This window comes from Leucobacter sp. HNU (assembly GCF_047946755.1).
Taxonomy (GTDB): domain Bacteria; phylum Actinomycetota; class Actinomycetes; order Actinomycetales; family Microbacteriaceae; genus Leucobacter.
In genome coordinates, this window is record NZ_CP178837.1 from 2,163,503 (window position 1) to 2,186,021 (window position 22,519).

General features: G+C 67.7%; 18 protein-coding genes. 3 read left to right on the top strand and 15 right to left on the bottom strand.

Annotation, left to right across the window (positions count from 1 at the left end; all coding sequences use genetic code 11):
• Positions 1-2: 2 nt before the first annotated feature.
• The 5 genes from rplC to AB3K78_RS10725 form a co-directional block, all read right to left on the bottom strand.
• Entirely contained in the window at positions 3-659 is a 657-nt protein-coding gene (rplC, locus tag AB3K78_RS10705; protein ID WP_416443073.1) for a 50S ribosomal protein L3, read from the bottom strand.
• A gap of 13 nt (positions 660-672) precedes the next feature.
• The gene (rpsJ, locus tag AB3K78_RS10710) at positions 673-981 is read right to left on the bottom strand and encodes a 30S ribosomal protein S10 (RefSeq protein ID WP_010156393.1); all 309 of its coding nucleotides are present in this window, start codon (positions 979-981) and stop codon (positions 673-675) included.
• 374 nt (positions 982-1,355) lie between these two features.
• Positions 1,356-2,240 carry a UDP-phosphate alpha-N-acetyl-D-fucosaminephosphotransferase gene (locus AB3K78_RS10715; RefSeq protein ID WP_416443076.1) on the bottom strand — a complete coding sequence of 295 codons (885 nt, stop codon included), beginning with the start codon at positions 2,238-2,240 and terminating at the stop codon, positions 1,356-1,358.
• Positions 2,123-2,440 carry a hypothetical protein gene (locus tag AB3K78_RS10720; RefSeq protein WP_416443078.1) on the bottom strand — a complete coding sequence of 106 codons (318 nt, stop codon included), beginning with the start codon at positions 2,438-2,440 and terminating at the stop codon, positions 2,123-2,125. The genes AB3K78_RS10715 and AB3K78_RS10720 overlap by 118 nt, the downstream gene beginning before the upstream one ends.
• Positions 2,437-4,236, bottom strand: a complete 1,800-nt coding sequence (locus AB3K78_RS10725; protein ID WP_416443080.1) for a polysaccharide biosynthesis protein — start codon at positions 4,234-4,236, stop codon at positions 2,437-2,439. The genes AB3K78_RS10720 and AB3K78_RS10725 overlap by 4 nt, the downstream gene beginning before the upstream one ends.
• A gap of 294 nt (positions 4,237-4,530) precedes the next feature.
• Here AB3K78_RS10725 and AB3K78_RS10730 point away from each other — a divergent pair, with 294 nt between their 5' ends.
• Positions 4,531-4,746, top strand: a complete 216-nt coding sequence (locus AB3K78_RS10730) for an Rv0909 family putative TA system antitoxin (protein ID WP_416443082.1) — start codon at positions 4,531-4,533, stop codon at positions 4,744-4,746.
• 104 nt (positions 4,747-4,850) lie between these two features.
• Here AB3K78_RS10730 and AB3K78_RS10735 read toward each other — a convergent pair whose 3' ends face one another.
• The 10 genes from AB3K78_RS10735 to AB3K78_RS10780 form a co-directional block, all read right to left on the bottom strand.
• Positions 4,851-5,153, bottom strand: a complete 303-nt coding sequence (locus AB3K78_RS10735; protein WP_416443084.1) for a helix-turn-helix domain-containing protein — start codon at positions 5,151-5,153, stop codon at positions 4,851-4,853.
• A 178-nt stretch (positions 5,154-5,331) separates the two neighbouring features.
• Complete coding sequence (gene tuf, locus AB3K78_RS10740) at positions 5,332-6,525, bottom strand: elongation factor Tu (protein WP_046456183.1); 1,194 nt, start codon at positions 6,523-6,525, stop codon at positions 5,332-5,334.
• 152 nt (positions 6,526-6,677) lie between these two features.
• Positions 6,678-8,798 (bottom strand): elongation factor G, encoded by a 2,121-nt coding sequence (gene fusA / locus AB3K78_RS10745; protein ID WP_416443086.1) that lies wholly within the window; start codon positions 8,796-8,798, stop codon positions 6,678-6,680.
• 114 nt (positions 8,799-8,912) lie between these two features.
• Positions 8,913-9,383 (bottom strand): 30S ribosomal protein S7, encoded by a 471-nt coding sequence (rpsG, locus tag AB3K78_RS10750; protein WP_046456181.1) that lies wholly within the window; start codon positions 9,381-9,383, stop codon positions 8,913-8,915.
• Positions 9,383-9,754, bottom strand: coding sequence for a 30S ribosomal protein S12 (rpsL, locus tag AB3K78_RS10755; protein WP_046456180.1), 372 nt, complete (start codon positions 9,752-9,754; stop codon positions 9,383-9,385). The genes rpsG and rpsL overlap by 1 nt, the downstream gene beginning before the upstream one ends.
• A gap of 262 nt (positions 9,755-10,016) precedes the next feature.
• Positions 10,017-10,658 (bottom strand): spermidine/putrescine ABC transporter substrate-binding protein, encoded by a 642-nt coding sequence (locus AB3K78_RS10760; RefSeq protein WP_416443088.1) that lies wholly within the window; start codon positions 10,656-10,658, stop codon positions 10,017-10,019.
• Between the two features lie 2 nt (positions 10,659-10,660).
• Positions 10,661-11,149 (bottom strand): hypothetical protein, encoded by a 489-nt coding sequence (locus tag AB3K78_RS10765; protein WP_416443090.1) that lies wholly within the window; start codon positions 11,147-11,149, stop codon positions 10,661-10,663.
• Positions 11,146-12,156, bottom strand: a complete 1,011-nt coding sequence (locus tag AB3K78_RS10770) for a hypothetical protein (RefSeq protein ID WP_416443092.1) — start codon at positions 12,154-12,156, stop codon at positions 11,146-11,148. The genes AB3K78_RS10765 and AB3K78_RS10770 overlap by 4 nt, the downstream gene beginning before the upstream one ends.
• A 206-nt stretch (positions 12,157-12,362) precedes the next feature.
• Positions 12,363-16,256: a DNA-directed RNA polymerase subunit beta' gene (locus AB3K78_RS10775; protein ID WP_416443094.1), complete on the bottom strand. Its 3,894-nt coding sequence runs from the start codon at positions 16,254-16,256 to the stop codon at positions 12,363-12,365.
• Between the two features lie 80 nt (positions 16,257-16,336).
• A complete protein-coding gene (locus tag AB3K78_RS10780) occupies positions 16,337-19,834 on the bottom strand; it encodes a DNA-directed RNA polymerase subunit beta (RefSeq protein ID WP_416443096.1) in 3,498 nt (1,165 codons plus the stop codon).
• Positions 19,835-20,124: 290 nt separating this feature from the next.
• On the opposite strand from AB3K78_RS10780, the gene AB3K78_RS10785 reads away from it, so the two are divergent.
• The gene (locus tag AB3K78_RS10785; RefSeq protein ID WP_416443098.1) at positions 20,125-20,616 is read left to right on the top strand and encodes a YbjN domain-containing protein; all 492 of its coding nucleotides are present in this window, start codon (positions 20,125-20,127) and stop codon (positions 20,614-20,616) included.
• A gap of 52 nt (positions 20,617-20,668) precedes the next feature.
• Positions 20,669-22,495, top strand: a complete 1,827-nt coding sequence (locus AB3K78_RS10790) for an HSP90 family protein (RefSeq protein ID WP_416443100.1) — start codon at positions 20,669-20,671, stop codon at positions 22,493-22,495.
• The last annotated feature ends 24 nt before the right edge of the window (positions 22,496-22,519 follow it).

The following is a 22,519-nucleotide window of genomic DNA, read 5'->3' on the forward strand; positions in this document are numbered from 1 at the left end:
AACTACGCCCCCTTCACAGCGTTGCGAACGAATACGAGACGGCCGCGCGCACCGGGAACGGCACCCTTGATCAGGATGAGACCCTTCTCGGCGTCGACCGCGTGCACGGTGAGGTTCTGCACGGTGACGCGCTCGCCACCCATGCGGCCGGCCATGCGCTGGCCCTTGAACACGCGACCGGGAGTCGCGGCGCCGCCGATCGAACCCGGCTTGCGGTGGTTGCGGTGCGCGCCGTGCGAAGCCGAAACGCCCTTGAAGTTGTGGCGCTTCATGACGCCGGCGAAGCCCTTGCCCTTCGAGGTGCCGACGACGTCGATCTTCTGACCGGCCTCGAAGGTGCCATCGATGGTGAGCTCCTGGCCGAGCGAGTACTCGGCTGCGTCCGCGGTGCGCACCTCGGTGAGGTGACGGCGCGGGGTGACGCCGGCCTTCGCGAAGTGGCCAGCGGTGGGCTGGTTCACCTTGCGGGGATCGATCTGCCCTGCGGCGATCTGCACGGCGCTGTAGCCGTCGACCTCAGCGGTGCGGATCTGGGTGACCACGTTGGGGGCCACCTCGATCACGGTGACGGGAACGACCTTGCCGTTCTCGTCCCAGACCTGTGTCATGCCGAGCTTGGTGCCCAGGAGACCCTTGACGTTGCGATTCAGATGCGACATTCTCAGATCCCCCTTAGAGCTTGATCTCGATGTTGACATCGGCCGGAAGGTCGAGACGCATGAGCGAATCGACGGCCTTGGGAGTGGGATCGACGATGTCGATCAGGCGCTTGTGCGTGCGCTTCTCGAAGTGCTCGCGGCTGTCCTTGTACTTGTGCGGCGAACGGATCACTGCGATCACGTTCTTCTCCGTCGGGAGCGGCACGGGGCCGATAACGGTCGCGCCCGCACGGGTGACCGTGTCGACGATCTTGCGCGCGGAGCTGTCGATGACCTCGTGGTCATACGACTTCAGTCGAATGCGGATCTTCTGTCCCGCCATGTGACTCTCTACTTTCTACTTGCGTCGTACCGCGCGGCCTCTCGACTGCGCGGCATTGGACGTCTTGCGTACCAGCGCCCTGGCACCCCGATCTGAACGAACGAATGCTGGGTCTCTGTTCACCTGTCAAAGCCCGCACACATGCGAAGACGGCCGGACTCTCGTCTGGCCGACGTGCGACATGCGGGCTGGTGTTCGCTCCCCGCGGCCTCACCGGACCCGCGGCGGACCGCGGTGGTGATGCACTGCCTGGCAGTGATCCCCGCACAGGCGGGGAATGCTGAACCTGTCTATTCTCGCACGGGGTTCATGCATCGTGCAACCCGGGCGTGTCGCGGTTCGCGATCCCGTTCGAAGCCCCCGATCGGCCCGGGCTATGCGCGCGCAGGAAGGAGGCGCGGGAGCGCCAGGTAGACGAGGAGCACCACCAACCCGGCCGCGAACAGCGCGACCGCTCCCCCGAACCCGACGAACAGCGAGGCGAGGCCGAGGACCGAGGTGAGCAGGGTGCATCCCGCGGCGAGCAGGGACGCCTGCACGTGCGAGTATCCCCGCTGCTCGATCCGCTGGTAGGTGTGCTCCTTGTGCGGCTCGTCCCAGCGCTTGCCCTCGCGCACGCGCTTCACGAGCGTGACCCCCACGTCCCCGAAGGTGATCACCATGGGCCCGATCGTCGCGAGCAGGGGCACGCCGGCGAGCAGGGCGGCGAAGCTCGTGATCGCGACCGCACCGCCGAGCAGGTAGCTGCCGACATCTCCAAGGAACGCTCCAGGCTTCGTGAGATTCCAGGGCAGGAAGCCGGCGAAACCCGCCGCCAGTACCAGGCCCGCGAGCACCAGCCAGCCGAGCCCGGTGAACCAGCCGGCCGCGGCGAAGGCCAGCCCGGCGATGACGCCGTGCAGGCCGCTGATCCCGTTCAGGCCGTCCATGAAGTTGGCGACGTTGATGTACCCGGAGACGAAGAGCATCGCATAGAGCAGCAGCAGGATCCCGCTCCACCACTCCAGGTGGAGCGGAGCACCGGCCGTGCCCGCGATCCACGCGTACCCGGAATCGGGGAACGGCCGGGAGGCGAGCAGCAGCAGTGCGCCGGGCCCGGCCAGCGCGATCAGGATCAGCCAGATGCTGCGCGCACGCACGCTCACTCCGTGGAGATCCTCGCCCAGTCCGAGGAGGCCCGCTGCGAGGGAAGCGACCACGACGACCAGCAGCAGGTCCCAGCGGTCGCCGGCGGAACGACCGTCGCGGAGCAGGAACACTCCGAGCAACCCCCGACGAGCATGGCGATGAGCACCGCCAGCCCGAGCCCGCGCAGGACGGGCCGGGAGTGCGAGGACCGCTCGTTCGGGACGTCCATGATCCCGAGTCGGATCAGGAGCGGACGGACGACGAAGGGCAGCAGCAGGCTGAGCAGCAGCGTCGCGCCGGCGACGAGCGACGCGAGGAGGATCGGGCTCACTGGACCCGCTCCCCGGCTTCGTCGGTGAGATCGAGCCGGGCGACCCATCCGTCGTGGTCGAGGCGGTCGGGCGCGAGCACATCGACGTGGGCGTGCGAGATCTTCGGGTGGAAGGGCCGTTCGTCCCCCTCGCCCAGCGCGACCAGTTCCTCGTGCAGCTTCTCGCCGTGGCGCAGCCCCGTGAAGACGATCTCGATCGGCTTGCCCGACTGGGCGATCATGCGCTGCGCGACGTCGAGGATCTTCACCGGCTCGCCCATGTCGAGGATCAGCACCTCGCCCTGCCTGCCGATGCCGCCGGCCTGGACGACCAGCTGGCAGGCCTCGGGGATCGTCATGAAGAACCGGGTCACCTCGGGATGGGTGACCGTGACCGGGCCGCCGGACTCGATGAGCGCAGCGAAGGTCGGGAGCATGGAACCGCGGCTGCCGATGACGTTGCCGAAGCGCACCGAGAGGTACCGCTCCCCCGTCTCCTGCGCCATCCAGGCGGTGAGCTTCTCGGCGACGCGCTTCGAATGCCCGAGCACGCTCGTGGGGTTCGCTGCCTTATCGGTGGAGATGTTCACGAAGGTGCTCACGCCAACCGATTGCGCCGCGCGGAGCACGTTGAGCGTGCCGAGCACGTTCGTCTTCCAGGCCTCCTCCGGGTACTGCTCCAGCATCGGCAGGTGCTTCAGCGCCGCCGCATGGAACACCACCTCGGGCTTCCGCTCCGCGAAGATCTGGCGCAGCGCTTCTGCGTCACGGATATCGGCGAGCACGACGTCGCGCGTGTCGAGCAGCCCGTGCCCGCTGATCGACAGCTGCGCGGCCTGCAGCGCGGTCTCGTCGCGGTCGAGCAGGATCAGCTCGCGCGGTGCGAACCGCGCCAGCTGCCGCGAGAGCTCAGAGCCGATCGAACCGCCCGCACCGGTGACCAGGACGACGCGATCCTGCAGGTACTGGGCGATGGATGCCATCTCGAGACGCACCGGATGCCGACCGATCAGGTCCTCGATGGAGATATCGCGCACGTCAGAGATCGCGGAGGAGTTCTGCAGCAGCTGTTCGAGCGAGGGAAGCACCATGACCCGGATCCCGAGCCGGTCCGCCGCCTCGTCGATGCGCCGGAGCAGGCTCGCGTCCGCGTCCCCGATGCAGACCATGATCGCGGTCGCGCCGGTCTCCTCGACCGCGCGCGCGAGATCCGCGAAGCCGCCGAGCACGCGCACGCCGCGCACCTCGTGGTTGCGCTTCTCGACGTCGTCATCGAGGAATCCGACGGGGAGCAGGCTCGATTCGGCGTCGGTGAGCAATCGCTTGGCGGTCTGGGCGCCCAGGTACCCGGAACCGTAGAGCAGCACCCGCTCGGCGCTGCGCCCGGGCTTCGCGCGCTGTTCGGCACCGAGCCGTTTCAGGTAGCGCAGCACGCCCATGACGCTGAAGGCGATGGGGGCCGCGATGATCATGGTGCTGCGCGGGATTCCGTTGGAGTAGCCGATCAGGTAGGCGAACAGCCAGGCGATCACGGTGACCGCGGTGGTCTCGAGCACGATCGCCCGAACCTCGTCGAACCCGCCGATCTCGTACCGCGAACGGTAGAGCCAGAACACCCAGCCTCCGATGAGCTGCAGCACCCAGGTGAAGAGGATCAGCAGAGGGGTGGAGCCCCAGTGGATCCGGGACAGGTCGAAGTCGAAGCGGAGCACGAGGGCGGCGAGGATGCCGACCGCCCAGGCGAGGCAGTCCCCGAGGTAGAGCAGGCCGTACTGCTTCAGGAAGTGCGCGACGCGTTGGGTGGCAGTGAGCGGCACTTCGCCCCCTTCTGGATCGGACGGTCTGCAGTCCGGGCAGGCCCCGGAGTCCACTACGAGGATAGCGGCCAGGTCCCGGTGAGCCTGTTGCAACGCCCGCCGGGCGGCGGCTCGGCGCCGGTTCCGCACCGCGCGCCGCCGGCGAACCGTCCATTATCCTGCGGATCTCCTGAGAATACTCGGGGTGTTTCCAGGCGATACCTCGGACAGAATGAGCGCGTGAGGTGTCCGCCTCACACCGGATCCAGCGCCGCGGGAGGGACCGCCGCGCGGACATCGTTCGGAGGACGAGACATGGGTATCGAGGATCTCGGCAAGCAGGCCGGAGAATTCATCAAGGGCAACGCCGACAAGATCAGCGAGGCGCTGCACAGCGAGCAGGCCGAGGGCATCAGCGACAAGGTGCTCGACGGCGCCGCCGACCTGGCCAACAGGGTCACCGGCGGACGCTTCGAGGAGCAGGTCGAGGACGTGCGCTCGAACGTCGACAAGCAGGTCGGCAACGAGTAGTCCGAGCCGGCTGGCGGCGCCAGCGCGCCGTACACGCGATGAACCCCCGCAGGTTTCCCTGCGGGGGTTCATCGTGTTCGTGAGGCGGAAACCGGCTTAAGCGCTCAGCGATCGCGTCGCGCGCGTTCGGCGAGGAAGTCTCGGGCGGTGAACCGGTGCTCCCGCTTCCCGTAGTCGTCGGCCGTGATCCCCTGCAGGAGCGCCCCCGCGTCGACCTCGAGCGCGCTCGCCACGCGGACGACGGTCTCGACCGAGGGGCTCTGAGCGCCCCGCTCCAACTTGCCCAGCGTCGCAGCGTCGATCTCGGCGAGCGCGCTCAGATCCTCGATGGTCAGTCCGAGTTCGTGCCGGGCCTCGCGGATCCGGGCGCCGATCTTCTCTGCAGCGAGGACCTTTCGAGGAGACATGCTCCCAGCCTGATCGCCCGGGAATCAGAGAACCAGGGCGTACACGCGAGAATATTCTGCGCCCGCGCGCAAATGCGTCATGCGTTTGCACCCTATGTGGCGTCAACGCGCGAGCTTCGGGAAAACGACAGCGGGGCCGCACCCGAAGGTGCGGCCCCGCTGCAGGATCGAGTAATGCTTACTCGACGACCTTGGTCACCGTGCCGGCGCCGACGGTGCGGCCACCCTCACGGATCGCGAAGCCGAGGCCCTCCTCCATGGCGATCGGCTGGATCAGCTCGACCGACATGTCGGTGGTGTCGCCGGGCATAACCATCGGCTTGTCCTCGGGCAGGGTGATGACACCGGTCACGTCAGTCGTACGGAAGTAGAACTGCGGACGGTAGTTCGTCTCGAACGGGTTGTGACGGCCGCCCTCTTCCTTCTTCAGGATGTAGGCGGTGCCCTCGAACTTGGTGTGCGGGGTGATCGAACCCGGCTTCACGACGACCTGGCCGCGCTCGACATCCTCGCGCTTGGTGCCGCGGAGCAGCAGGCCACAGTTCTCGCCGGCCCATGCCTCGTCGAGCTGCTTGTGGAACATCTCGATACCGGTGACGGTGGTCTTCTGCGTCGGACGCAGACCCACGATCTCGACCTCGCTGTTGATGGCGAGGGTACCGCGCTCGGCGCGGCCGGTGACGACGGTTCCACGACCGGTGATGGTGAAGACGTCCTCGACGGGCATGAGGAACGGCTTGTCCTTGTCACGCACCGGATCGGGGATGCTCTCGTCGACGGCAGCCATGAGCTCGAGGATCGAGTTGACCCACTTCTCGTTGCCCTGCAGCGCCTCGTAGCCCGAGACGCGCACGACGGGAGCGTTGTCGCCGTCGAAGCCGTTCTTGGAGAGCTCCTCGCGGACCTCCATCTCGACGAGCTCGAGGATCTCCTCGTCGTCGACCATGTCGCTCTTGTTCAGCGCGACGAGCAGGTAGGGAACGCCGACCTGCTTGGCGAGGAGGATGTGCTCCTTGGTCTGAGCCATCATGCCGTCGGTCGCCGCGACCACGAGGATCGCGCCGTCCATCTGAGCGGCACCGGTGATCATGTTCTTGATGTAGTCGGCGTGACCCGGTGCATCAACGTGCGCGTAGTGGCGCTTCTCGGTCTCGTACTCGACGTGCGAGATGTTGATGGTGATGCCGCGCTGGCGCTCCTCGGGAGCCGAGTCGATCGTGTCGAAGTCGCGCTGGACGTTCACGTCAGACGGGAACTTGTCAGCAAGGGTCTTCGAGATCGCCGCGGTAAGGGTGGTCTTACCGTGATCGACGTGACCGATGGTTCCGATGTTCACGTGCGGCTTGGTCCGCTCGAACTTGGCCTTCGCCACTATGGTCCTCCTCAGGACGTTGAGTACCGCTTCCCTCCGAAGGTTTCGGAGGTCACGAGTACGGGGTGTGTACCTATGTTACAAGCTCGCGCCGCGAAGATCGACCCGAGCGTTCAGGCGGTGGGGCTCAGCACCCCACCGCCAAGTGGGCTTTACTCGCCCTTAGCCTTCTGAACGATCTCATCGGCCACGGCCTTCGGCACCTCAGCGTAGGAGTCGAAGGTCATCGAGAACACCGCACGACCACTGGTCTTCGACCGCAGGTCGCCGATGTACCCGAACATCTCGGAGAGCGGGACGAGCGCGCGGATGACCTTGACGCCCGATGCATCCTCCATGGACTGGATCTGACCGCGACGCGAGTTCAGGTCGCCGATCACGTCACCCATGTACTCCTCGGGAGTACGCACCTCGACCGCCATGAGCGGCTCGAGCAGCACGGGCTGCGCCATGCGGGCGGCTTCCTTGAAGGCCATCGAACCGGCGATCTTGAACGCCATCTCCGAGGAGTCGACGTCGTGGTACGCGCCGTCGAGCAGCGTCGCCTTGACGCCCACGACGGGGAAGCCGGCGAGGATGCCGTACTGCATCGCGTCCTGGATACCGGCGTCGACCGACGGGATGTACTCGCGAGGCACGCGACCACCGGTCACCTTGTCCTCGAACTCGTACAGCTTGTCGCCCGCGTCCTCGCCGATAAGCGGAGCCAGCGCGATCTGCACCTTCGCGAACTGACCGGAACCACCGGTCTGCTTCTTGTGGGTGTAGTCGTACTTCTCGACCGTGCGACGGATGGTCTCGCGGTAGGCCACCTGGGGCTTGCCCACGTTGGCCTCGACCTTGAACTCGCGCTTCATGCGGTCCACGAGGATGTCGAGGTGGAGCTCGCCCATGCCCGCGATGACGGTCTGGCCGGTCTCGGCGTTCAGGCTCACGCGGAAGGTCGGATCCTCTTCGGCGAGCTTCTGGATCGCGGTCGACAGCTTCTCCTGGTCGCCCTTGGTCTTCGGCTCGATGGCCACCTCGATCACGGGCTCGGGGAAGGTCATCGACTCGAGCACGACCTGGTTGTTCGGATCCGAGAGGGTGTCACCGGTGGTGGTGTCCTTCAGACCGATCACGGCGTAGATGTTGCCGGCGGTCAGGTTCTCGACCGGCATCTCCTTGTTGGCGTGCATCTGGAAGATCTTGCCGATGCGCTCCTTCTTGCCCTTGGTCGAGTTGATGACCTGGGCACCCGAGTCGAGCTGACCCGAGTAGACGCGCACGTAGGTGAGGCGGCCGAAGAAGGGGTGCACGGCGACCTTGAACGCGAGCGCCGAGAAGGGCTCGTCGGCCGAGGGCTTGCGCTCGATGACGACCGACTCGTCGCGCGGGTCGTGCGCCTCGATCGAACCGATGTCGAGCGGGTTCGGGAGGAAGTCCACGACCGCGTCGAGCATCGGCTGGATGCCGCGGTTCTTGAACGCCGAGCCGCAGTACACGGGGTAGATCTCGTTGTTCACCACGAGCTTGCGGATACCGGTCTTGAGTTCCTCGACCGAGATCTCCTCGCCGCCGAAGAACTTCTCGAGCAGCGCGTCGTCGGTCTCGGCGACGGTCTCCACGAGCTTCGCGCGGTACTCCTCGGCCTTGGCCTGGAGGTCGGCGGGGATCTCCTGGGTCTCGTAGGCCGCGCCCAGGGTCACGTCGCCCTTGGCGTCGCCCTCCCAGACGAATGCCTTCATCGAGAGCAGGTCGACGACGCCGATGAAGTCGCTCTCAGCGCCGATGGGCAGCTGCATCACGAGCGGCTTGGCACCGAGGCGGCTGACGATGGTGTCGACCGTGAAGTAGAAGTCGGCACCCATCTTGTCCATCTTGTTGACGAAGCAGATGCGGGGGACGCCGTACTTGTCGGCCTGACGCCACACGGTCTCGGACTGGGGCTCGACGCCCTCCTTGCCGTCGAAGACTGCGACGGCGCCGTCGAGGACGCGGAGCGAACGCTCCACCTCGACGGTGAAGTCCACGTGACCCGGGGTGTCGATGATGTTGATCTGGTTCTTGTTCCAGAAGCAGGTCACGGCGGCGGACGTGATCGTGATGCCGCGCTCCTTCTCCTGCTCCATCCAGTCGGTCGTCGAAGCGCCGTCGTGGGTCTCGCCCAGCTTGTGGTTGACACCCGTGTAGAACAGGATGCGCTCGGTGGTGGTGGTCTTGCCGGCATCGATGTGCGCCATGATGCCGATGTTGCGGACCTTGCTCAGGTCCGTGAGCACGTCTTGTGCCACAGGTGTCTCCTCCGGGTGGGGGTGGTGGTCTTCGGGAAGTTTCCGGATCGCGGGCTCAGGCCCGCGGGGCCGGGGCGGGTCGCGATCGGCGACCCGCCCCGAGCCGGACGGCTGCTACCAGCGGTAGTGAGCGAACGCGCGGTTCGACTCGGCCATCTTGTGCGTGTCCTCACGGCGCTTCACCGCGGCGCCGAGGCCGTTGGAAGCGTCGAGGATCTCGTTGGTGAGACGCTCGGTCATGGTGTTCTCACGACGAGCCTTGGCGTAGCTGGTCAGCCAGCGCAGCGCGAGCGTGTTCGCGCGGTGCGGCTTGACCTCGACGGGCACCTGGTAGGTGGAACCGCCGACGCGGCGCGAGCGGACCTCGAGGGTGGGGCGCACGTTGTCGAGCGCCTTCTTGAGAACCGTCACCGCGTCCTGGCCGGACTTCTCGGCGACCTTCTCGAGCGCACCGTACACGATGCGCTCGGCGAGGCCCTTCTTGCCGTCCAGGAGGATCTTGTTGACGAGCTGGCTCACCACGGGCGAGCCGTACACCGGATCGGCGACGACGGGGCGCTTCGGAGCAGGTCCCTTACGAGGCATTACTTCACCTTCTTTGCACCGTAGCGGCTACGAGCCTGCTGGCGATCCTTGACCGCCTGCGTGTCGAGCGCGCCGCGCACGATCTTGTAGCGGACACCGGGGAGGTCCTTCACACGACCACCGCGCACGAGCACCATCGAGTGCTCCTGCAGGTTGTGGCCCTCACCGGGGATGTAGGCCGTGACCTCGGTTCCGTTGGAGAGCTTCACACGAGCGACCTTGCGCATCGCCGAGTTGGGCTTCTTCGGGGTGGTGGTGTACACACGGGTGCACACACCGCGCTGCTGAGGGTTCGCCTTCAGAGCGGGCGCCTTGGTCTTCGAGACCTTCGGCGTCCGGCCCTTGCGAACCAGCTGCTGAATAGTAGGCACTGATTCTCCTATTTGCTCCTGCACGGTGACAGGAATGCTTACATGAACAAGCATGCGCGGACGCTCTCGCGACCGCTGACCTGCTGCCGCTGGCGCGACGGGTGCAGGTATGCCGTGGGGGTTCCGCCGAGGCGGATGACCCAAGATGCCCTCCCCGATCTCAGCCGAGACCAGGCACGGCAAAATCGGTGGAACACACCAAGAGTCAACTATACGCGCCGATGAGCGCGAAACGCAAGGGATCGCGCGGGCTTCCGCACCCCTACCGCGGCGGTTCGAGGTGTCGGCTCAGCTCGGCGAGCAGCGCCTGCACCTGCGGTTCGACGAACCGTTCGACCGCCGCCTCGATGCGCGGCCGGTGGGCCACCAGCGCGAAGCAGAGCCGCTGCCCCGTGTCGACCGCGCAGCGATCGGCGAGCTCGATCTCGCGACGGAGCCGCTGCTTCTCCTCCGAGCTCAGCGGAGGCCGCGGGAGCGGTTCCTCGGGGCGGCTCTGCTCGGCGAGCTCGCCCAGGGTGAACAGGAAGGGCTGCCCGGCATCCTCGGGTTCGGGATCGAGGTCCACGCCCTCGTACTCGGGCTCGAGACCGGCGACGGGGTCGAAGCCGCCCGACTTCCAGAGCTCGTCGCCGTCGAGCTCGGCGCGCAGTGCGGGGAGCTCCGCCGTCGTGAACTCGTCGACCGTCCGGTCGATGATGCGCTGCATCCGCATGTTCAGCGCGTGCGCGACCTGGTGCGGAACGTCGGCGGTGAGCCCGGCCGATGCCAGAATCGGCGAGCCCATGCAGCGCCGGCAGATCCGGGATCGAGCGCGCTGGCTGCCCGGTTGCCATCCCGGCAACCACCGCAGCCAGGCGTCGACCGCAGCCGATACCCGGTCCTCGAGAGTCTCTCCGATCGCCATGCTCACTCCGCCCCGCTGTCCTCGTGCCGCTCCCAGGGCCACCTCGGCGTTGCACGATCAGTGTAGACGCGCCGCGCGAGCACGATCCAGAAGAGCAGGGAGACGAGTCCCCAGATCACCGCGAGCGCTCCCGCGAAGGGGCTCGCGAAGGTGTCGCCGACGGGCATCCCGCAGAGCAGGCCGCCCAGGCACCAGACGAGGTACGCGAGACCGCCGGCCATGAGGATCAGATCCCACGAGGGGGCCTTCCGTCCGCGAAGGAGCACGATCGCCCCGCGCCAGAGGAGCCACCCGAGCAGCGCGAGCAGCCCCAGCACCAGCAGCGGCGCCGCCGAGACCGGCACCCCGGACTCGTTCACCGGCTCGCGATCCAGCATCAGCGTGAGGCCGCCCCACGCGGCGACCAGCAGGGCCATCGCAGCGATCAGCGTCGCGGCGAGGAGGCCGCCCACGTAGCCGCGGGTGACGCCGCGCCGGACGCCGTCGTTCACGGCTTCGCGGTCCGCGATTCCTCGAGCGCGGCTTCGTACTCTTCGATCGCCGCGCGGTTGCGCGCGGTCACGCGCCGCCCACGGCTCCCGATCCATGCGCCGAACCAGACCGTCGCCTCGCGTGCGACGAGCGCCGCGGCGAGGGCGGGAACCGAGAAGCCGAGCGAACGGACCAGCTCGACCGGGTTCCACCCCGGGTCGCCGACGGGCTGCTGCCACAGCGGCCCCTGCACGGTGAGGCTCGAGTCGAGCACGAGGCGGAGCCCGACGATGGTCGCAGCCCAGACCAGCACTGCGACGAAGAACCCGCCCAGGACGTAGGCCCACCAGCCGGCACGGCCGACGACGAGCACCACGATCAGGAGGCCCACGAAGAACGCCGCCGTCGCCGCGATGAATGCCCAGGAGGTGAGCAGCGGCACCAGCCCTTCGGAGAAGTAGGTCGAGGGCGGGAAGCTCGGAGCGATCCAGAGCGCGAGCACGCCGGCGTAGACGAGCGCGAACCCGACCGTCGCGACGAGCGCGATGAGCGTGCCGGCACCGCGATTGCCACGGATCTCCGGTGGCATGGGCGTCTGCACGTAGAGCGCCGCCATCGGGTGATCGGCGCTGATGCGGATCTCGCCGTCGCGCTCCGGCCCGAGGTCGCTGAGGTCGGAGGCCTCGTTCTTCGCCGCCGCGGCCGACGGCAGCTCGTCGATCGCCGGCGCGATGACCGGGCGGGGCTCGGCGCGCTCCAGGTCGAGCTGGGTGTCCACGAGGGAGGCCTCGCGACGGTGTTCGAGCTCGGCCTCGGCAGCGGCCTCGGTCTCGAGCGCGGTGGTCTCCGCCGAGACCACCCGGGTTTCGGCATCGACGCCGGCCTCGCCATCGGCTGGGACCGCGTCCGAGGCGGCGGGCGCTCCGCCCTCCTTCGCCCGGGCGACCGCGGCCTCGACCTCTGCGGTGCTCGGCTCCGTCTCTTCGACGGGCGAGCCGGCAGGCAGGGTCTCGCGCTCTTCGCTCATCGCAGCACCTCTCAATCGCGGCCCGCCGGGCGGGCGGGATCGGAACATGATCGTGGCAAATGTACAAGACCGCACCGACATCGCCGCGCTCCCGCGCGGTGCTGCGGAAAAACGGGAGCGGGCGCCCACCCGAAGGTGGACGCCCGCTCCCGTGGTCCTATCGAGATCCCGCACGCGGCAGGTTCACGCAGGATGACGCTCGAGCATCAGCTGTAGTTGCCCGGGTTGAACTCGTCAGCGGTGAAGCTGTCGAAGTCCACGAACGACAGGTCGTTCTCGTCGAAGGTGGTGTCGGTCGCGAACAGGCGGTTCGGGTAGCGCTCCGCCTTCGCCTCCTCGGTCGCCTCCACGTCGACGTCGCGGTAGTTCTTCAGGCCGGTGCCGGCCGGGATGAGCTTACCGATGATGACGTTCTCCTTGAGACCGATCAGCGGGTCCTTGAGGCCCTCGATCGCCGCCTGCGTGAGCACGCGGGTGGTCTCCTGGAACGACGCGGCCGACAGCCACGACTCGGTCGCGAGCGAGGCCTTGGTGATACCCATGACCTCGGGACGCGCGGTCGCGGCCCGCTTGCCCTCGAGCAGCGCCTCGCGGTTGATCCGCTGGTAGCGCGCGCGGTCGACGAGCTCGCCCGGGAGCAGCTCGGTCTCGCCGTGGTCGACGACGGTGACCTTGCGCAGCATCTGGCGCACGATGACCTCGATGTGCTTGTCGTGGATCGGCACGCCCTGCGAGCGGTACACGCCCTGGACGCCCTCGACGAGGTACTTCTGCACCGCGCGCTCGCCCGGGATGTGCTTGTCGCGCTCGGTGGAGCCGACCTGCAGGATGTCCTTCGGGTCCAGCGTTCCGGCGAGGAACGGCTGGCCGAGCTCGACGTGGTCGCCGTCCTCGACGAGGAGGGTGGAGCGCTTCAGGACCGGGTAGGCCTTCTCCTCGCTGCCGTCGTCCGGAACGAGCAGGATGCTGCGGCCCTTCGGAGTGTCCTCGATGGTGATGCGGCCGGCGGCCTCTGCGATCGGCGACGCGCCCTTCGGGGTACGGGCCTCGAACAGCTCCTGCACGCGGGGCAGACCCTGCGTGATGTCGTCGGCCGAAGCCGAACCACCGGTGTGGAAGGTACGCATGGTGAGCTGCGTGCCGGGCTCGCCGATCGACTGCGCCGCGATGATGCCCACGGCCTCGCCGATGTCGACGCGCTGGCCGGTGGCGAGCGAGCGCCCATAGCAGGTCGCGCAGACGCCGACCGCGGACTCGCAGGTGAGCACGGAGCGGACCTTGATCTCGGTCACGCCCGCCTCGACGAGCTGGTCGATGAGCACGTCGCCCACGTCGGAGCCGGCGGTGGCGACCACGGTGCCGTTCGCATCCACCGCGTCCGCGGCCAGGGTGCGAGCGTAGACCGAGTTCTCCACGTCCTCGTCGCGGACCAGCACGCCGTTGGCGTCGGCCTCGGCGATCGGCAGGTCCAGGCCGCGGCGGGTGCCGCAGTCGTCCTCGCGGATGATGACGTCCTGGGAGACGTCGACCAGACGACGGGTCAGGTAGCCCGAGTCGGCGGTACGGAGCGCCGTATCGGCCAGGCCCTTACGCGCACCGTGGGTCGCGATGAAGTACTCCGCCACCGACAGGCCCTCGCGGTACGAGTTGATGATCGGGCGGGGGATGATCTCGCCCTTCGGGTCGCTCACCAGGCCGCGCATACCCGCGATGTTGCGGATCTGCAGCCAGTTACCACGGGCGCCCGACGACACCATGCGGAAGATGGTGTTGTCGGCCGGGAACGCGTCGCGCATGGCGGCGGCCACCTCGTCGGTCGCCTCCGTCCAGATCTCGACGAGCTCGGCGTGACGCTCGGCGTCGGTGATGAGACCGCGCTCGAACTTCTTCTGCACGGCGGCCGCGGCCTTCTCGTGCGCGGCGAGGATCTCGGCCTTGTTCGACGGCGTCACGATGTCGGACAGCGCGACGGTCACGCCGGACCGGGTCGCCCAGTAGAACCCGGCGTCCTTGATCCGGTCGAGGGTCGCGGCGACCTCCACCTTGGGGAACCGCTCGGCGAGGTCGTTGACCAGGCCAGAGAGGCTGCCCTTGTCGGCCACCCGCTCGAAGTACGGGTAGGTAGCCGGGAGCGCCTCGTTGAAGATCGCGCGACCCAGGGTCGTCTCGACCAGCAGCGGGCCCTCGGTGACGTTGCCGTCGGCGTCGGCGTAGCCGGTGAGGCGGAGCTTCACCTTGGCGCCGAGGTCGAGGGTGCCCTCGTCCATCGCGAGGATGGCCTCGGAGATCGAGCCGAACGCACGGCCCTCGCCGGGGACGCCCTCCTTGACCGTGGTCAGGTGGTGCAGGCCGATGATCATGTCCTGCGAGGGCAGGGTCACCGGGCGTCCGTCCGACGGCTTCAGGATGTTGTTCGACGCGAGCATCAGCACGCGGGCCTCGGCCTGGGCCTCGACCGACAGCGGCAGGTGGACGGCCATCTGGTCGCCGTCGAAGTCCGCGTTGAAGGCGGTGCAGACGAGCGGGTGCAGCTGGATCGCCTTGCCCTCGACGAGCTGCGGCTCGAACGCCTGGATGCCGAGGCGGTGCAGGGTCGGTGCGCGGTTGAGCAGCACCGGACGCTCGCGGATGATCTCCTCGAGCACGTCCCAGACCTCGCTGCGGGCGCGCTCGACCATGCGCTTCGCGGCCTTGATGTTCTGCGCGTGCGACAGATCGATCAGGCGCTTGATGACGAACGGCTTGAACAGCTCGAGCGCCATCTGCTTCGGCAGGCCGCACTGGTGCAGCTTGAGCTGCGGGCCGACGACGATGACCGAACGGCCCGAGTAGTCGACGCGCTTGCCGAGCAGGTTCTGACGGAAGCGGCCCTGCTTGCCCTTGAGCATGTCGGACAGCGACTTCAGCGCACGGTTGCCGGTGCCCGTGACGGGGCGGCCGCGGCGGCCGTTGTCGAACAGCGCGTCGACGGCCTCCTGCAGCATGCGCTTCTCGTTGTTCACGATGATCTCGGGGGCACCGAGATCGAGCAGGCGGCGCAGACGGTTGTTGCGGTTGATCACACGGCGGTACAGATCGTTGAGATCCGAGGTCGCGAAGCGGCCGCCGTCGAGCTGGACCATCGGGCGCAGCTCCGGCGGGATCACCGGGACCACGTCGAGCACCATCGCGGCCGGGCTCGCGCCCGTCGAGAGGAAGGAGCTGACGACCTTCAGGCGCTTGATGGCGCGGATCTTCTTCTGACCCTTGCCCTCGGCGATCTGCAGGTGCAGCGCCTCGCTCTCGGCAGCGAGGTCGAAGGACTCGAGGCGCTTCTTGATCGCCTCGGCGCCCATGTAGGCCTCGAAGTAGTCGCCGTAGCGGTCCATGAGCTCCGCGAAGGTCGCGTCCTCGGGCTTGAGGTCGCCGACCTTGAGGTTGCGGAAGTCCTCCCACACGCGCTGCAGACGAGCGATGTCGTCGTCGAAGCTCTTGCGGAGGGCCGCCATCTCCTTCTCGGCCGACTGCTCGGCACGACGGCGCTGCTCGGCCTTGGCACCCTCGGCCTCGAGCGCGGCGAGGTCCGCCTCGGCCTGCTGCTGGCGCTGGGCGATCTGGATGTCGCGCTGGTCCTCGAGCGTCTTGAGCTCCAGGCGGAGCTCGTTCTCGAGCTCGCCCATGTCCTCGTGACGACCCTCTTCGTCGACGTCGATGATCATGTAGGCGGCGAAGTAGATGACCTTCTCGAGGTCCTTCGGCGCCATGTCGAGCAGGTAGCCCAGACGCGACGGCACGCCCTTGAAGTACCAGATGTGGGTCACGGGAGCGGCGAGCTCGATGTGGCCCATGCGCTCACGGCGCACGCTGGACTTGGTCACCTCGACGCCGCAGCGCTCGCAGACGATGCCCTTGTAGCGGACGCGCTTGTACTTGCCGCACGCGCACTCCCAGTCCCGGCTGGGCCCGAAGATCTGCTCACCGAACAGACCGTCCTTCTCGGGCTTCAGCGTGCGGTAGTTGATGGTCTCCGGCTTCTTGACCTCGCCGAACGACCAGCCGCGGATGTCGTCGGCGGTGGCCAGACGGATCTGCAGCTCGTTGAAACTCGTACCCTCGAGCAAAATGTTCTCCTTGAGAATCTGAAAAACGTATCTTGTGGGATCGGCCGGCGCCCCGCCGGATGGCGGGGCCGCCGATCAGCTCAGATCTCGTCGATCGACGACGACTCGAAGCGGGTGGACAGGTTGATACCGAGCTCCTCGGCGGTGCGGTGCGCCTCGTCGTCGTTGTCGCGCAGGTTGACGGCGTTGCCGTCGGCACCCAGGACCTCGACGTTCAGGCAGAGCGACTGCATCTCCTTCATGAGCACGCGGAACGACTCGGGAACGCCCGGCTCGGGGATGTTCTCGCCGCGGACGATCGCCTCGTACACCTTCACGCGGCCGAGGATGTCGTCGGACTTCACCGTGAGCAGCTCCTGCAGCGCGTACGCGGCACCGTAGGCCTCGAGCGCCCACACCTCCATCTCACCGAAGCGCTGGCCGCCGAACTGGGCCTTACCGCCGAGCGGCTGCTGGGTGATCATCGAGTAGGGGCCCGTCGAGCGCGCGTGGATCTTGTCGTCCACCAGGTGGTGCAGCTTGAGGATGTACATGTAGCCGACCGAGATCGGGTACGGGAAGGGCTCGCCCGAACGTCCGTCGAACAGGCGGGTCTTGCCGCTCGAGCCGATGAGACGCTCGCCGTCGCGGGTGAGCAGGGTCGAATCGAGCAGCCCCGAGATCTCCTCCTCGGTCGCGCCGTCGAACACCGGCGTCGCGACCTTCGTTCCGGGAGCGGCCTCGAGCGCGGCCTCGGCGAGCTTCGCAGCCCACTCCGGCGATCCGTCGACCTTCCAGCCCTGCTTGGCGATCCAGCCGAGGTGGACCTCGAGCACCTGGCCGAAGTTCATTCGGCCGGGGATGCCCAGCGGGTTCAGGATCACGTCGACCGGGGTGCCGTCGGCGAGGAACGGCATGTCCTCGACGGGCAGGATCTTCGAGATGACGCCCTTGTTGCCGTGACGGCCGGCGAGCTTGTCGCCCTCGGTGATCTTGCGCTTCTGGGCGATGTAGACCACGACGCGCTGGTTGACGCCCGAGCCGAGCTCGTCGTCGTTGTCGTTCTCCGCGTCGAAGACCTTGACCGCGGTGACCGTGCCCGAGACGCCGTGCGGCACCTTGAGCGAGGTGTCGCGGACCTCGCGGCTCTTCTCGTTGAAGATCGCGCGGAGCAGGCGCTCCTCGGCCGACAGCTCGGTCTCGCCCTTCGGCGTGACCTTGCCGACGAGGATGTCGCCGGGGCGGACCTCGGCGCCGATGCGGATGATGCCGCGCTCGTCGAGATCCTTCAGCGCCTCCATGCTGGCGTTCGGGAGATCGCGAGTGATCTCCTCCTTGCCAAGCTTGGTGTCGCGGGCGTCCACGTCGTACTCCTCGATGTGGATCGAGGAGAGGGTGTCGTCCTTCACCAGGTTCTGGCTCAGGATGATCGCGTCCTCGTAGTTGTGGCCCTCCCACGACATGAACGCGACCAGCAGGTTCTTGCCGAGCGCGAGCTCGCCGTTCTCGGTCGCGGGACCGTCGGCGATGACCTCGCCGGCCTCGATCCGCTCGCCCGCCTTGACGATCACGCGGTGGTTGTAGTTCGTGCCCTGGTTCGAGCGGTCGAACTTGCGGAGGTAGTAGCTCTTCGTGCCGCCCTCGTCGAGCTGGACGGTGACAACGTCGGCCGAGACCTCGTCGACCACGCCGGCCTTCTCGTTGATGACGACGTCGCCGGCGTCGATGGCCGCGTAGCCCTCCATGCCGGTACCGACGAGCGGCGACTCGCTGCGGACCAGCGGGACCGCCTGGCGCTGCATGTTGGCGCCCATGAGCGCGCGGTTCGCATCGTCGTGCTCGAGGAACGGGATGAGCGAGGTGCCGACCGACACCATCTGGCGCGGCGAGACGTCCATGTAGTCGACGAGCTCGGCGTCGACCATCTGGACCTCGGTGCCCCGGGGGCGTGCGAGGACCTGGCTCTCGGCGAACTTGCCGTCGGCGGTCAGCGGAGCGCCGGCCTGCGCGATGAGGAACTCGTCCTCCTCGTGCGCGGTGAGGTAGTCGACCTGGTCGGTGACCTGACCGTTCAGCACGCGGCGGTACGGCGTCTCGATGAAGCCGAAGGCGTTGATGCGGGCGAAGGTCGCGAGCGCGCCGATCAGACCGATGTTCGGGCCTTCGGGGGTCTCGATGGGGCACATGCGGCCGTAGTGCGACGGGTGCACGTCTCGCACCTCGACGCCCGCGCGGTCGCGGGACAGGCCGCCGGGGCCGAGCGCCGACAGACGACGCTTGTTGGTCAGGCCCGCGAGCGGGTTGTTCTGATCCATGAACTGCGACAGCTGCGAGGTGCCGAAGAACTCCTTGATCGCCGCGAGCACGGGGCGCGTGTTGATCAGGGTGTTCGGCGTGATCGCCTCGATGTCCTGCGTGGTCATGCGCTCGCGCACCACGCGCTCCATGCGGCTGAGGCCGGTGCGCACCTGGTTCTGGATCAGCTCGCCGACCGCGCGGATGCGGCGGTTGCCGAAGTGATCGATGTCGTCGGTGTCGAGGCGCACGTCGATCGCCTGGCCGTCGCGGACGCCCGGCAGGGTCTCGGTGCCCGCGTGCAGGCCGACCAGGTACTTGATGGTCGCGACGATGTCCTCGAGCGACAGCACCGAGTCGGTGATGGGCGCGTCGATGCCGAGCTTGCGGTTGATCTTGTAGCGGCCGACCTTGGCGAGGTCGTAGCGCTTCGGGTTGAAGTAGCTGTTGTCGAGCAGAGCGCGCGCGGCCTCGATGGCCACCTGCTCGCCCGGACGCTGCTTGCGGTAGATGTCCTTGAGGGCTTCCTCCTGGGTGAGGATGCCGTCCTTCTCGAGCGTGAGCGCGATCGACTCGTAGCCGGCGAACTCCTCGAGGATCTCCTCGCTGGTCATGCCGAGCGCCTTGAGGAAGACGGTGACCGACTGCTTGCGCTTGCGGTCGATGCGGACGCCGACCTGGTCGCGCTTGTCGACCTCGAACTCGAGCCATGCACCGCGGCTGGGGATCACGCGAGCGGTGAAGACGTCCTTATCGGAGGTCTTCTCCTGGGCGCGCTCGAAGTAGACGCCGGGGCTGCGGACGAGCTGCGAGACGATGACGCGCTCGGTGCCGTTGATGATGAAGGTGCCCTTGTCGGTCATGATGGGGAAGTCGCCCATGTAGACCGTCTGGCTCTTCAGCACCTGCGTCTCGGTGTTGTAGAACGCTGCCTCGACGTAGAGGGGCGCGGAGTAGGTCTTGCCCCGCTCCTTGCACTCCTCGATCGAGAACTTCTGCTCGTCGAGGATCGGGTTCTCGAACGACAGCTGCATGGTGCCGGCGTTGTCCTCGATGGGCGAGATCTCGTCGAAGATCTCTTCGAGTCCGCTCTTCAGCGCGATGTCGTCGCGCCCTTCGGCCTGAGCCTCGGCGACGCGCGTCTTCCACGCGTCGTTGCCGACGAGCCAGTCGAAGCTCTCGAGCTGCAGTGCCAGCAGGTTCGGCATCGACAGCGTGTCGGAAATCTTGGCGAAGGAGAGCCGCGAGTGATCGCGACCGTTCTTCGGAGTGGGCGTGGAAGTTGCGTTGCGCGCAGCAGCCAAGGAAACTACCTCCGTGGGCCCCGTCGGGCCGGTTGACCAGGTCTCTTTGTGAGTCGCTTCGGAACACGCGGTGAGGCGCTCGAACAGGAGCTGACGGCCAACCGCTATATGAAGGCAGACTAGTGTCCGAAGTGCAACTATCGACTCTAACCGATATGCACGCACCTGTCCAGCACTCTTTTTTTGCGCCTCATCGGGAGCAAATCCGTCGCTTCGAATGTCGGTCGGATCGCATACGCTGAATCCGACGCCGTCCCCCTGCGGCGCACCACCGACCGAAAGGATCTCCCATGGGCTTCTTCACCAAGGAACAGACCCCCGCTGCTGCGGGCGGAGCACTCGCGCCGCTCTCGAAGGACCGCGTCAAGCACGCGCTCGAGAATGCCGGCTGGCAGTACCGGGTCGATTCCGACGGGGACATCGGGGGCGGCTGGGAGAACGGCTTCTTCTACTTCTTCGTCAACGGCGAGAAGCAGGAGCTCTTCTGTGTGCGCGGCACCTGGTACGGCGAGCTCGACCAGAGCGACTTCGAACGCGCACTCGTGGCCTGCAACACCTGGAACACCGAGAAGCTCTGGCCGAAGACCTACGCGCGTCCCGACGACGAGGGCAAGGTGCGCGTGCACTGCGAACTCAACGTCGACTACGAGCACGGTCTCACCGACGAGCAGCTCATGCAGCATCTCCTCTGCGTGATCAACACCGGCGGCGCGTTCTTCGAGTCGCTCAACGAGCAGTTCCCCGAGGCGGCAGCAGCGGTCGCCGCGCGCAGCGCCGAGTAGGCGAGCGCCAGAGCCTCCCCCAGCCGCTCAGCTCCCCTCTCAGAAAGGCCGCATGTCCGAACGCTTCCAGGTCGACCTCACGGGCATGGTCGACCTGCTGTCCCGTCACCTGTACTCGGGACCGCAGGTCTTCGTGCGCGAACTGCTACAGAACGCCGTCGACGCGCTCACGGCTCGGCGAGAACTCGACCCGTCCGCTCCCGCGACGATCCGGATCACGACCGGCGCCGATCCCGCAGGCCGAGCAACGCTCAGCGTCGTCGACACGGGCATCGGGCTCACGGCCGGGGAGGCCGCCGAACTGCTCGCCACGATCGGGCGCTCCTCGAAGCGCGATGCCGATCTGGGGCTCGGGCGTTCGGAGTTCATCGGGCAGTTCGGCATCGGCATGCTCGCGGCGTTCATGGTGGCCGACGAGATCGAGGTCCGCTCGCGATCGGCACGGCCCGGCGCCGTGCCGATCCGGTGGACCGGCCGAGCCGATGGCACCTTCGACGTCGAGGAGCTGAGCGGCGCCGAGGTCGAGATCGGCACCGCGGTGCGACTGACCGCACGCGCCGACGCCCAGCACTGGCTCGCGAACCGCACCGTCGTCGAGCTCGCGACCGAGTACGGCGGGTTCCTGCCGTTCGACGTCGCGGTCGAGGTGCCGGTCGAGGGCGTCGGTCCGCTCTGGCAGCGGATCACCGCTCCCGAGCTCCCCTGGCGCGCGGAGTACCCCGTGCCCGGGGAACGCGAGCGCGCGCTGGACCGGGCCTGCGAGTCGCTCTTCGGGTTCACGCCGCTCGGCCGCATCGACCTCGATCTCCCGGTCGCCGGCGTCAGCGGGGTCGCCTTCATCCTGCCCCAGGCGGTATCCCCCGGCAGCGGCCAGCACCGGGTCTACACGAAACGCATGCTGCTCGGGTCGCGCGTCGACCGGATCCTGCCCGACTGGGCGTTCTTCACACGGGCCGTCATCGACGCGGAGGGGCTCTCGCCCACCGCCTCGCGCGAGCAGCTGCACGACGACGAGGTGCTCCAGGCTGCCCGCGAAGCGCTCGGTGCCCAGATCATCGCCTGGGCCGCGCGCACCCTCACCAGCGGATCGCGCCTCGCCGCCGACTTCATCCGCACCCATCACCTGGCGCTGCGCGCGCTCGCGATCACCGAGCCCGAGATGCTCGAGCTCGTCGCCCGCGTGCTCCCCTTCGAGACGACCGACGGGCCACTCACACTCGTCCAGGTCGCGGAGCGCGGCGAGGTCGTCTACTCGACCACCACCGAATCGTTCCGGCGCGTGGCCACCGTCGCGCGCGCCCAGGGGCTCGTGGTCGTCAACGCCGGCTACGTCTACGACCTCGACCTGCTGCAGCAGCTGGCCGCGCGACCCGGCTGGAAGGTGCGCGAGCTGTCGAACGCCGACCTCGTGCACGTGCTCCGCGTCCCCGAGCTCGAACGCGAGCTCGAGGTCGCCGACGCCGTCGCGCGCTCCCGGGATCTGCTCAAGAGCGCCGACTGCGACGTCATCGTGCGCAGCTTCGAGCCGGCCGCGGTTCCCGCGGTGCTCCTTCGCGACTCCGCGGGCGAGCAGCGCCGCGACCTCGACCGCGAGCGCTCGGCGACCCCGGGACTCTGGAGCGGTCTGCTCGACGCGTTCTCCGACCCCGAGGCCAGCACGCGCACGCGCACGCTCGTACTCAACGACGATTCGGCGGTGGTCCGCAGGCTCCTCGCGGCCCCGGCCGGAGGCGTGTTCGATGCCGGGCTCAACTCCCTCTACCTCTCGGCGGTGATGCTGGCCGGCGACGGCCTGCACTCCGCCGAGGCCGTCGCACTCGGCGACGCGCTGAGCGTGCTGCTCGATGCGTCGCTCGGCGGCGATCCCGACACCGCCTGACCGGGCACCCGAGAAAGGAACTCC